Here is an 11,414-nt window from a genome sequence, read left to right as displayed (position 1 = left end):
CGTGCACGAGGACGATGTTCCTGATCGTTGCCATGGCTCACTCCCGACCTGGAGGGACAGCGCCTTGACGTCTGTCCCGGTGCCCACCAGTCAAGCCATGGAGCAACGGCAGGGCCACGCAGAACAGCACGCAGAAGTACCCGCCCAACTCCCCCCCGGGCGGGCCCCGCACAAGGTCGGGCGGAGGCGGCCGCCGGGGCGTGGCAGCGGTCCGCCGCCGCGGTGTCGCCGATCGCCTCGAAGACCTGCGCGGCCCGGGGGTAGGCATGGCGGCTCTCGTCGGTCCGGCCCTCTCCGGCCGGCAGGGAAGCCAGGTTTCCAGAGTGTCTGCCTGCCGGTAGTCGGACGCCCGGCCGCGTACTACTCCGCGTGGCTCGGCGGCGTGTATTTGCCGCCCCTGTCACCAGCCATGTCACGCCAGTGCTTCTCAGCGGAGCGGATGAGGTCGTCGCCGAGGCGTTCGAGGAATCGGCCTGCCAGGGCGAGCCGGGATCCGGTAGCGGTCTCGGCTCCGAAGAGCTCGGCGCCGCGCAGCGCGGTGGCGGCGAACCGCTGGTTGGCGGCGACGCTGGCCGCGACGGTCCGCAAGCCCGCCTTGTCGTCGAGGAAATACCGGTGGCGGCGGCCACGGTCGTCGCGGCCGCGGCGGATCAGATCCTGCCGTTCCAGCAGGCGGACCGCGTACGAGATGGTCGCCGCGCTGACTTGCAGGTGCTGCGCCATCTCGATGGCGGTGCGACTGCCGGTCTCGGAGGCGAACAGACAGGCCATCACGCGGGCGGCGGTGCGCGGGAGGCCGGTGTCGACAAGTGCTGCGGTTAGGTCGGTGACGAACGCGGCCGTTGCGTCGGGGTCGGGGCCGAGATGCTCGATGGTCCGCTGCACCGGGACGGAGGGCTGTGGTCGGCGCCGGGCTCGGTGGGTGGTCGCGAGCTGTGCCAGTTCAGCGCGGTACCGGGCAGGTCCGCCGTTGCGCGCGACCTCGCGACTCACCGTCGAGGCGGGACGGTTCAGGCGTCTGGCGATGTCGGCGTAGCTCAGGCGCTGCGCCAACCCTGCGGCGATCTGCTGCCGGTCGGCTCTGGTCAGCCTGCGTCCTGGCATCGGGGTCGGTTCCTCTGACTCGGTCGTCTCGGCACACAGTGTGTGCACTGGTCGCCGATCGTTGCAACACCCTCTCTTTCGCCGTGCATTGACGCTCACTGTCATTGCATCGACGGCTGCGTAGCTGACCAGCGCACATGGCACGATCCCGAGGAGACCGCCGTTGACTGGCATTTCGACTTGTACCTAACGTTCGGCTCCGATCGCCGAACACGGGTGTCAGGTGGTCTCTGGGGGAGATGCGAGGTGGCAGCGTGCCCAAGGTCGCCGTCGAGCCGATCTCCAGACGCACCCCGAGTCGTCCATGCGATCCGTCCGCCGGACCGATTCCCATCGGCTTTCCATCGACTTCCCATCGACGCCCGGCGAGACGCAGCAGCAGATGTCGATCAATTGTCAGGAGCATCCGATGCGAGCCAAAGGCATCACCTACGACACTGGCTTCACCCCGGGCGGAAAGAGTTCGCGGCCCGTCTTCGACGCCGACGCGGTGCGACGCGAGATCCGCCTCATCGCAGACGACCTGCACTGCGATGCCGTGCGGATCACCGGCGGCGACCCTGGGCGACTGGCCCTTGCGGCCCGGCACGCCGCCGATGCCGGGCTTGAGGTGTGGTTCTCCCCATTCCCTTGCGAATTGTCCGCCGAGGAGTTGCTGCCTTACTTCGCCACCTGTGCCGACCGCGCCCAGGAGGTGGGAGCGGACGTCTTCGTCACCGGCTGCGAGTTGAGCCTGTTTGCCGCCGACATTCTCCCCGGAGCCGACAGCCTCGCCAGAATCGAAGCCCTGACCAGCGGTGCCCCCGAGGCATTGGCCGGGCTCGCCGAGGTTCCTGCCCGGCTGAACTCGTTGCTGGCCAATATCGCCGAGACGGTGCGCTCACGGTTCCGCGGAAAGATCACCTACGCTTCGGGAACGTGGGAACAGGTCGATTGGGCGCCTTTCGACATCGTAAGTGCGGACGCCTACGGCGATTCCAGTGACGCCTTCCGGCAGGGCCTGCGGGAGTATTTCCGGCACGGCAAGCCGCTCGCCGCGACCGAATTCGGCTGCTGCGCCTACCGAGGTGCCGCCGCCCGCGGTGGCATGGGCTGGGCCATCGTCGACCAGGACGCGGATCCGCCCCGCCTCGACGGCGACTACATCCGCGACGAGCACGAACAAGCCCACTACCTGCGCCGGCAATTGGACGTCTTCAATGAGGAAGGCGTCGACACCGCATTCTGGTTCACCTTCGCCTCTTACGAGTATCCGCACCACGAGGACCCGCGCTTTGACCTCGACATGGCCTCCTACGGAGTGTGCAAGGTCATGTCCGACGGCAGCCTTGCACCGAAGCGCTCATTCCACGCCATGGCCGAGGCATACCGATCAGCAACGTCAGCGGTGCCTGTCTCAGCGGTGCCTGTTCAGGGTGAGGGCGGCTTCAGCCATTGACAAAGGGTGACGGCGGGGGTGAGCCAGGAACGAAGGCCCGTAGCACCCACGAACCGGTCGCCGGGGAGTGCCGGCGGCGGCACCGACACGAATGGGCCTTACCGATTGCGACCTGCCGTGATGCTGGCTCTGATGGATCCCATGCAGCAACCTGTCTCTCCGCCAGACGACGCCATTCCTCCGATGGAGCGCTCGCACTGGGTGGCTTTCGCGGGAATCCTGCTGTTCGTCAGTGCTCTCTTCAACCTGCTCAACGGATTCGTGGCGATCTTCAATCATGGCTACTACTCGACCGTCTATTCCCAGGGCAACCGGCTGCTCATTCTCAACTACACGGCTTGGGGCTGGATCTGGGTGGGCATCGGCATCGTGATGGCCCTGGCGGGCATCGGCGTGCTCGTGGGTTCCAGAGGGGCACGACTGACGGGCATCTGTCTGGCGGCGTTCTGCCTGGTCGGGCAGATGATCTTCCTTCCGGTCTACCCGTTCTGGTCTCTGGCCACCATGCTGGTGTCCGTGCTGGTCCTCTACGGACTTCTGGTCGAGCCGCGGCATGTGCACGGGGCGCGCGTGTAGTCGGCAGCTCTTCCGGAGCACGGCCTGGACAGGTCGCCTCCGGGTTTCGGTCGGCGTCATGTTCCTACGCCCGCGCAAAGACCTGACTGCCTGCTGCTGGTCGAGTTCGCGACCGGCGCGCTGTTTCGTCCTGGTGTGTCCCTCGCCCGCGGCGGGCTCTGGTGCTGTTTGAATCGCTGCATGACCAAGCGTGATGATGAGGCTCTTTTCGGTAACCGGTTCCTGACTGTGCCCGCTCCTTCGGAGACCTTCCCCGAGGAAGGCATGGCCGCGACGGACGCAATGAGGCTCGTGGACGTGGATCTCGCCATGGAGGGCGACCCGCAGCGCAACCTCGCCACGTTTGTCACCACCTGGATGGAGCCGGAGGCGCAACGGCTGATCGCCGAGAACCTCCACCGCAATTTCATCGACCACGCGGAGTACCCCATCTCCGCCGAGATCGAGCAGCGTTGCGTGCGCATGCTCGCCGACCTCTTCCACGCGCCGGGCAAGACGGCCGGCTGCCGGACCCAGGGCTCGTCCGAGGCGATCATGCTCGGCGCGCTGTCGCTGAAGTGGAAGTGGCGCGAGCGCCGCCAGGCGGCCGGCCTGTCCACCGACCGGCCCAACCTGATCTTCGGGGGAGACGTCCACGTCGTGTGGGAGAAGTTCTGCCGCTACTTCGACGTCGAGCCGCGGATCGTACCGCTCGCCGAGGGCAAGTACACGATCGGCCCGGAGGACGTGGAACCCCACCTCGACGAGAACACGATCGGCGTCGTCGCCGTCCTCGGCACCACGTTCACCGGCCACAAGGACGACGTCGTCGGGATCGACAGACTCCTGCGGGACGTCCGCAAGAAGCGGGACCTCGACATCCCGATCCACGTCGACGGCGCCAGCGGCGCCTTCGTGTGGCCCTTCCTCTACCCGGACTCGAAATGGGACTTCCGGCTCGAACAGGTCCGGTCCATCAACGTCTCGGGACACAAGTACGGCCTGGTCTACCCCGGCATCGGCTGGCTGATCTTCCGCGAGGAGTCCGACCTGGCCAAGGACCTCGTCTTCTACGAGAACTACCTGGGCAAGACCGACGCGACGTTCACGCTGAACTTCTCCACCGGCGCGTCGATGGTGCTCGCGCAGTACTACAACTTCGTACGCCTCGGCCGTCAGGGCTACACCTACGTCATGAAGATGATGCAGGAGAACGCCCGCGCACTGGCGGACAACCTGCGCGACAGCGGCCGCTTCGAAGTGATCGGCAGCGACCTCGAGCAACTGCCGCTGGTCGCCTTCCGCCTCGCCGGCGAGCACGCCTACGACGAGTCCGACATCGCCTGGCAGCTCTCGGCCGAGCGGGGCTGGATGGTGCCCGCGTACACGCTCCCGCCCAACGCGGAGCGGGTGAAGATCATGCGCGCCCTGGTCAAGGAGACCATGAGCCGCGAGCAGATCGACCGCCTGGGCCAGGACATCGCCGACGCGTGCCGCACGCTGGACGCCAAGGGCGCGACCCACGGGACCGAGCGGACCCAGGTCAAGCGCGGCACCGGCTACTGACGCACTCTGACGCAGCAGCAGTTCCGGGTGACCGGGCACCGGCGCCCCCAGCCGGCTCCAGCGCCTCGCGGCGCAGTTGTGGATCGGTGCCGCCCGCACTGCCGTCCTCGCGACGCCGGGCTCGACGCAGAGCGCTCGGGCATGGTCCGGTGGTCGAAGGCGATACACATCGGGAGCCCGTGCCGGCTCAGTACTCCGGGATGTCGGACCACCACCAAAGATGTATGCAGGGTGCCGCCGTCGGAGCCGTCCCTGTCAGGAGACCAGCTCGGCGATGCTCCGGGCCGCCAGCCACAGGCCGAGGAGCAGGGAGAGCGTGACGATCAGCTGCTCCTGATGCTGCTCCATCCAGTTCCGCAGGGCGTTCAGCCGGGCGTTCGCGACCGCGGGCGCCCACACCACGTACATCTCCATGACGACAAGGCTGAGCGTGGCCAGCAGACAGTAGCCGGTCAGCGCGAGCCAGTCGGCAAGGGTGGAGAGGTTCGCCTCGACAGCGGTCGCGGCCCCGGCTCCGACCAGCGCCCAGGGCTGCAGCAGCCATGCCAGACCGGCTGCTGTGGCCGGAGAGGCGTTGTCGATCCGGGCGGTCCAGCGGGGCGGGCCGTGCGGGCGGGGTGGTCGGCGGTACCGGTGTGCGCTGTACAGCACCAGTGCCAGGCCGATGGCGAGCTTGGCATCGATCGCGGCAGTCGAGGGCACGCTGTGACGGGCCGGGGGCTGACCGCCGGTCAGCAGCACCACGCAGGCGATCACCACAACCAGGTTGGCCAGCCACGACAACAGGAACGCCAGGCCCTGGCGAACGCCGCGCCGCGAGGAGAGCAGCAGGATGAAGGCGCTGTTGTGCAAAGGCCCCAGAGTGATGGCCGTACCGATCACAACCAGGTTGAGGACCATCGGATCAGCCGCTCCTGGGTGTCAGGACCGTCGGGCGGCCGCCTTGCGGACGGGTGGACCGATCGGCAGAGTGAGACGGCGTTGCTGCGGTGCCGCATCCCGACTCTGCAAGCGACGGCCCGGCTGGTCAAGCAGGCCACGCCCGCATGGCGGCACCGACTGCCCGGCAGGCTCCCGGCAGGCGTGGCCTGGGCTTCTGCTTCGAGTTCGACGTGCTGCCGGACCTGCTACGAATGCGCGATGCGGGTCCACGGCCGCTGCCCTGCTCGTACGACTGGGTTCGCCGGCAAGGAAGCCGAAACGACTGGGTTGCAGGCGGATTGTCGCGGGCGACGACTCGCCCGCGACAGTTCGGGACTGTGTGACGGGGTCAGAACTGGTTCTCGCCGCCGTTGACGTGCAGGGTGGTGCCGAGCACGAAACTGCTGTCCGCGGAGGCGAGGAAGGCCACCGCGGCGGCGACCTCCTCAGGGCGCCCCCTGCGGCCGATCGGCACTCCCGCCGCGAGTTCTGCCTTGACGGCGGCCGCGTTCTCCTCGCCGATGGCGATGTCGACTCCGGGGGTGTCGATCGCGCCCGGCGCGACCGTGTTGACCCGGATGCCCCTGCCCTTCAGCTCGTTGGCCCAGGTCCGCGCGAGGGACCGGATCGCGGCCTTCGACGCTGCGTACAGGCCGAAAGCCGCCCGGCCGTCGTCGGCGCGGATGGAGTCGTTAAAGATCACCGAGGCGCCGTCGTTGAGCAGCGGCAGCGCCTTCTGCACGGTGAGGAGTGTGCCCCGGACGTTGACGCCGAAGATCTGGTCGAACTGTTCCCCGGTGGCCTGAGCCAACGGTGCGAGCGTGGCCATGCCCGCGTTGGCGAAGAGCACGTCCAGGCCCCGGCCGCGGTCACGGACCGCGTCGTACAGCCGGTCCAGGTCGGTCGGCTCCGATATGTCGCCCGGCACCGCGGTGACCGCGGAGCCGATCGACTCGACGGCCCTGTCGAGCGCGTCTTTGCGTCGGCTGGTGATGAACACATGGGCGCCCTCGGACGCCAGCCGCGCGGCGGTGGCCAGGCCGATTCCTGTGCTCCCGCCGGTGACGACTGCGGTCTTGCCTTCCAGCTGTCCCATTGCTTGAACTCCCGAAACTTAGATACCGATCGGTGCAGAATGGAACCGTAGCACTTCTGCACCGATCGGTATCCAGGCCGTAGGATGGGGCCATGGAGATCACCCGGAAAGCGCCGATCGGCCGGCCGAGAGGCTTCGACGCCGACGAGGCCCTGGAGCGGGCGATGCTGGTCTTCTGGGAGCAGGGTTATGAAGGCGCCAGCCTGACCGACCTGACCAGCGCCATGGGCATCACCCGCAAGAGCATGTACGCGGCCTTCGGCAACAAGGAGGAGCTGTTCCGCAAGGCCCTGGAGCGCTACACCGAAGGTCCCGCCGCCTATGCGGCCCGCGCACTGGAGAAGCCGAGCGCCCGGGAAGTGGCCACGGCGTTCCTCGCCGGCTCGGTCAGCACGACCACCCGCCCCGGCTGCCCCGCCGGATGCCTGGGCGTGCAGGGCTCGCTGGCCGCCGGCGACTCCGGACGTGCGGCCCAGGATGCCCTGATCGCCTGGCGCGACGACGGCCGTACTCGCCTCCGCCACCGGTTCCAGCAGGCCGTCGACGAGGGTGATCTGCCCCCCGGCGCGGACCCGGAACTGCTCGCCCGATACCTCATGACCGTGGCGAACGGCATCGCCGTCCAGGCTGTCGGCGGCGCCACCAGCTCCGAACTCCAGCAGGTGGCCGACGCGGCGCTGCGGAACTGGCCACCCGTCTGACAGCAGTGCCCGTGGGAGCGCGCGCACGCTGGAACCAGCCGACGTGTAGTGGCCGACCTGTTCTGGCAGTTCATCGGCTTCGGCGACCCGGACGACAACGAGTTCGCCTTTCTCCACCGCCTCGACGACCTGGCTGTGCCCAGGCATCGAATCGTCGACAACGCAGGCTTCTTCCACGCCAGCCGTGATCCGCGCGCCGTACGTGACGATCTCCTCTACGACCGCCTTCTGCAAGAGTTCCCCAGCTGGCTCTCGTCGGCTCGCACCGCTCGGGTCCTGCAGTAGAACGCCTGAACCGCCAATGCGGCGAAACCGAGGGGTACTTTGGGCGAGCGACGGCCGGATGCGCGAGACGGAGGCACGGTGGCGGAAGAGGCGACGAGTCCGAGAGGGGAGCTGCTCACCCGCGTCATGGTCTCTGCGGCAGCGCTCGGGGTCCTGGTGCTGAAGGTCGTTGCTCCCGAGCAGTGTGGACACCGCCGCCATCGCGCGCAAAGCGGGTAAGTCGTTCTCGAGCATGGGTGACGAGGGAGACGTCAGGGAGTACTTCTCCATCACGGATGCCGGGCGGACCTACCTGCGGATTCTGCAAGGGCAACACTGGATGATGGTCACGCTGCGAGCGCCTGAAGCGTCTGAAGCGCCTACCATCCAACCCAACTGCCCGCGCCCGGGTTCCGGCACCACCGAAGCGGCGATGGAAGGATTCGGGCCCGGACTCGTGTCGTCAGGGGGCGCCGGTGCGGATCGACTCGCAGCCGATGATGCTGAAGGAGGCTCCTCGCGCTATCGCGGTGAGCCCCTCCGGGGACCGCGTCTACCTGGCCAATCCGGGCATCGTCGGATCATTGCGGAGTCTTCGTAGGTCCCGCGGCACGGTGACGGTCGTCGACCCGCACGCGCGCTCGGAAGTCGCGCGCATCCTGGTCGGCAGGAATCCGTCGGGTATCGCCGTCGACCCCAACGGTGAGCGGATCTACGTGGCGAACTGCGGTTCCAACGACGTGTCGATCGTTGACGTGCGCGCGGCTGCCGAGACCTCACGCGTCAAGGTCGGCAAGCAACCAACGGCGCTGGCGTGCAGTGGCGATCGTCTGTACGTCGCGAACGCGCAGGACGACACCATGTCGGTGGTCGACACCGATGCGCGGCGAGTGCTGGACACGGTCCGGACCGGTCGGCGACCGAGGTGTCTGGTGGCGAGTCCGTCCGGTGATCGCGTGTACGTCTGCAACAACGATGCGACGGTATCCGCGATCGACACGCGGACCTTGGGCACCGTTGCGACCATCGAAGTGGGTCACAATCCCGTCGACGCTGCGCTGGATCCATCCGGCACGCGGCTCTACGTCGCAAACCGGCTGTCGCAGAGCATCACGGTCATCGACACGACCGTGCTCGAGGCAATTCGGACCATCCGGCTGTCAACGCTGTCCAATCGGCCAGGGGTTGGGCTCTTCGGCGTGGCCTTCGGAGATCCGGTGTTGCCGGAGCCCTATGCCGTGGGCGTGAGCGGCGACGGCAGGCGGCTGCTCGTCGCGTTCTGGGAGGCCGGGACGCTGGCGGTCCTGGACGCTCGCAGCGGCTGGCGGGTGTCTGAGACGCAGTTGGAGGCCGCCAAGTACAGCATCGGGCCGATCGAGATCGCCTCCGACCGGCCAAACCGACGCCTTCATGTCTCATGCGCCGATCATGCTCTGGTCACCGTGCGCGACGAGCTATAGCGACAGCCCGGAATGTGGCCCCAGCGATCGCTCTCTGCCTCGGCCTCACGCCGGTTCGGTCACGGCAACCGGGGCTCCGGCGTCACTGGCAGCGGCCGCGAGGGACGTCTGAAGCCTGCGCACTGCTTCCAGGTGGTCGCCGGTCCAGATGATGCGGACGCCGGTCCCCGTCGCCCGGCCGTCGGCATCATGCAGGTCGCGACGCACCGCCTCGACCAGACGGGAGTTGCTCGTCAGGTCGGACTCCAAGGGCTCGGGCACCGGCCCTTCGCCCTCCAGCCCCTGGGCCAGACTCCGGTACCACCGAACCATCCGCTCCGCCGTGACCACCAGCTCCTTCTGCGCTGCGGCACGGTCGTCGAGCGACCCGCCGTCCGCGGACCGCCGCCACAGATCCAGGATCGCGTCGGCGGCCAGACGGATCGCGACGACACCGGTGACCAGGGTCGTCGTCTCGCCCAAGGGGACGGCCTTTGCGCCGCGCTCGGCCAAGTAGGTCCGGAAGGCGTCGTCCAGCCGCCGCGCCGCGGCCGCCGCCGCCCGGCGGCCCTCCTGCGGTATCTGGAGGGTCGCGGACCCGAGAGCACAGCTGGAGACGGCATAGTCCACTGCGGCCGACAAGTAGCGCGCGCCGTCGACGTACGCCTCGGCCAACGCCTTGCCGACGGCGGCGGACGCACCGCGTGGCCAGAAGAACAGCCCGACGACCAGGCTCACCGCACAGCCGAGCGCAATGTCCTCGATGCGGACCAGGACCACTGACACGCCCGCGGGCTGGGCGACGTTGAACAAGATCACCAGCGTCAGCGTGAAGGCCGCCTGCCCGGCGGCGAACGAGATCGCGGCCGGGACCACGCCCGCGATCAGCACCGCGACCGGCAACAGGACCCACAGCACGGCCGTGTGGTGCCCGATGAGCTGGAGCACACCGGCGCCCAGGACCGAGCCGATCAGGGTGCCGCCGATAGCCCGGAAGACGTTCTGCCCGGTGTTGAGAGCGTTGGAACGCAGCACCGACAGGGTGCCCAGCATGACCCAGAAGGCGTGCTGGACGCCGGTCACGTCGGCCAGCGCAACCCCGATGCCCAGCCCGACGGCACCACGGATGCTGTTGTGCAGCCACACCGAGTGAGGTTCCAGATGGGCCGCGGCGCGCTCCGCGGCGCTGGCCAGTGGACCGGTCTCCGTCCCCGGCTCGCGGCCGAGCAGGCGGTCCGGCCAGCTGCGCTGGTCTGCGGCCCGGGCGAGGTCGACGTTCTGGGCGATCTGCAGGACTGCGAAGGCCACTTCCTGGCCCCGGAACGAGACATCGAGGCTGTCGATGAAGGTGTCGAGGCCAAGCCCGCCACCTGCTGCGGAGTTCGGGAGCGGCAGCTGGTTCACGGCTCCGTCCTCCAACGCGGCCAAAGCCTGACGAAGCTCCTCCGCGCCCGCCCGCAGGCGGTCCGGGGAAGCGCCCGGATCGTCGAGCGTCTCCGCCGACAGATCCAGTACTGCGGCAGCGACCCTGCGCACCGCCGAGGACTCCGGGGTACCCGACGGACCGTTCTGCGTGACCGGGGCGGCCTCCGCCAGGATCGCGCTCAGCCAGGTCAGCTCATCGACAAGGCGAACCAACGCCCGGGAGCCGGTCGACAAGCCGGTGGGACGGTAGGGGGTGGCGGTGAAGACGCGCTGCAGCTCCCGCGCGCTCGACACGGTCACCCTCACACAGGCACGGCACTCCCCGAAAGCGGGGCCGGGGGATCGGCCCGCGAAGTAGTCCGCGTCGGCGCGCAGTTGCCTCGCCGCGGCTCGGCAGACCCGCGCCGCCGGTGCGCCGAGCGGGTCGGCCTGCGTCCTCGGCCACAACAACCAGACGGCGAGCATGGACGCCCCGGCTGCCAGCACCACACCGATCAGCCGCTCAGGCAGCTGCGCCGCCGGCGCGGGCGCCGACACGGGCAGGATGAACGCCAACAGCAGCGACGTCGTGGCACCGGCCAGGACCGAGCTGATCACGCCCGAGAACAGCACGGCGAAACCCACCAGGACCGTCACCGCGGTCGCGATCCAGGCCGACCGCGTCGCGAGCGTGCCCAGCGAGACCAGTACCAGCCATGCCGCGGCGAGCTGCGCATGCGCCCACAGCCGCTGCGCCAGGGGGCCGGGGAACTCGACCAGCAGGAGCATGGCGAACGCCCCGAACCCGGCGAAGGTGCCCGTGACCGGTGCGTGGAAGACCTGGGTGCACAATGCGAAAAGGGACGGCATCACCACCGCGGTCCGAGCCGCACGCCGTGTGGCTGCGAGGCCGGGATCCCGGCCTC

9 protein-coding genes and 1 pseudogene are annotated in these 11,414 nt (G+C 68.6%); 6 read left to right on the top strand and 4 right to left on the bottom strand.

Translation table 11 applies throughout. From position 1 onward, the window contains the following. Window positions 1-360 precede the first annotated feature (360 nt). On the bottom strand, window positions 361-1,104 hold the full coding sequence (locus ACWD4O_RS48305) for a helix-turn-helix domain-containing protein (protein WP_451289513.1): 744 nt from the start codon (window positions 1,102-1,104) through the stop codon (window positions 361-363). Window positions 1,105-1,408: 304 nt separating this feature from the next. Here ACWD4O_RS48305 and ACWD4O_RS48300 point away from each other — a divergent pair, with 304 nt between their 5' ends. From ACWD4O_RS48300 to ACWD4O_RS48290, 3 genes are all read left to right on the top strand, one after another. Beyond that, entirely contained in the window at window positions 1,409-2,542 is a 1,134-nt protein-coding gene (locus ACWD4O_RS48300; protein WP_451289512.1) for a hypothetical protein, read from the top strand. A gap of 132 nt (window positions 2,543-2,674) precedes the next feature. After that, complete coding sequence (locus tag ACWD4O_RS48295; protein WP_451289511.1) at window positions 2,675-3,118, top strand: DUF7144 family membrane protein; 444 nt, start codon at window positions 2,675-2,677, stop codon at window positions 3,116-3,118. 180 nt (window positions 3,119-3,298) lie between these two features. Beyond that, window positions 3,299-4,663: a glutamate decarboxylase gene (locus ACWD4O_RS48290; RefSeq protein ID WP_451289510.1), complete on the top strand. Its 1,365-nt coding sequence runs from the start codon at window positions 3,299-3,301 to the stop codon at window positions 4,661-4,663. A gap of 255 nt (window positions 4,664-4,918) precedes the next feature. Here the strand turns inward: ACWD4O_RS48290 and ACWD4O_RS48285 are convergent, their stop codons facing one another. Together ACWD4O_RS48285 and ACWD4O_RS48280 are read right to left on the bottom strand one after the other, a co-directional pair. After that, on the bottom strand, window positions 4,919-5,563 hold the full coding sequence (locus ACWD4O_RS48285) for a GAP family protein (RefSeq protein ID WP_451289509.1): 645 nt from the start codon (window positions 5,561-5,563) through the stop codon (window positions 4,919-4,921). 370 nt (window positions 5,564-5,933) lie between these two features. Then, window positions 5,934-6,680, bottom strand: a complete 747-nt coding sequence (locus ACWD4O_RS48280; protein WP_451289508.1) for an SDR family NAD(P)-dependent oxidoreductase — start codon at window positions 6,678-6,680, stop codon at window positions 5,934-5,936. A 92-nt stretch (window positions 6,681-6,772) separates the two neighbouring features. On the opposite strand from ACWD4O_RS48280, the gene ACWD4O_RS48275 reads away from it, so the two are divergent. From ACWD4O_RS48275 to ACWD4O_RS48265, 3 genes and pseudogenes are all read left to right on the top strand, one after another. Next, complete coding sequence (locus ACWD4O_RS48275; protein ID WP_451289506.1) at window positions 6,773-7,381, top strand: TetR/AcrR family transcriptional regulator; 609 nt, start codon at window positions 6,773-6,775, stop codon at window positions 7,379-7,381. A 57-nt stretch (window positions 7,382-7,438) separates the two neighbouring features. Next, window positions 7,439-7,666: pseudogene (locus tag ACWD4O_RS48270) on the top strand (VWA domain-containing protein); the annotation flags it as partial. A 455-nt stretch (window positions 7,667-8,121) separates the two neighbouring features. Beyond that, window positions 8,122-9,105, top strand: a complete 984-nt coding sequence (locus ACWD4O_RS48265; RefSeq protein ID WP_451289505.1) for a YVTN family beta-propeller repeat protein — start codon at window positions 8,122-8,124, stop codon at window positions 9,103-9,105. 45 nt (window positions 9,106-9,150) lie between these two features. Here the strand turns inward: ACWD4O_RS48265 and ACWD4O_RS48260 are convergent, their stop codons facing one another. Continuing rightward, window positions 9,151-11,340: an FUSC family protein gene (locus tag ACWD4O_RS48260; protein ID WP_451289504.1), complete on the bottom strand. Its 2,190-nt coding sequence runs from the start codon at window positions 11,338-11,340 to the stop codon at window positions 9,151-9,153. Between the last annotated feature and the right edge of the window lie 74 nt (window positions 11,341-11,414).

This window comes from Streptomyces sp. NPDC002623 (assembly GCF_053592635.1).
Note: the sequence above shows the minus strand (reverse complement) of the source record. Positions and strands in the feature narration are given on the sequence as shown.

Bases quoted from the DNA above. Each gene is read 5' to 3' on its own strand.
- ACWD4O_RS48300 (WP_451289512.1), top strand. From the start codon at position 1,409: ATGCGATCCGTCCGCCGGACCGATTCCCATCGGCTTTCCATCGACTTC.
- ACWD4O_RS48305 (WP_451289513.1), bottom strand. From the start codon at position 1,104: ATGCCAGGACGCAGGCTGACCAGAGCCGACCGGCAGCAGATCGCCGCA.
- ACWD4O_RS48280 (WP_451289508.1), bottom strand. From the start codon at position 6,680: ATGGGACAGCTGGAAGGCAAGACCGCAGTCGTCACCGGCGGGAGCACA.
- ACWD4O_RS48285 (WP_451289509.1), bottom strand. From the start codon at position 5,563: ATGGTCCTCAACCTGGTTGTGATCGGTACGGCCATCACTCTGGGGCCT.
- ACWD4O_RS48295 (WP_451289511.1), top strand. From the start codon at position 2,675: ATGGATCCCATGCAGCAACCTGTCTCTCCGCCAGACGACGCCATTCCT.
- ACWD4O_RS48290 (WP_451289510.1), top strand. From the start codon at position 3,299: ATGACCAAGCGTGATGATGAGGCTCTTTTCGGTAACCGGTTCCTGACT.
- ACWD4O_RS48275 (WP_451289506.1), top strand. From the start codon at position 6,773: ATGGAGATCACCCGGAAAGCGCCGATCGGCCGGCCGAGAGGCTTCGAC.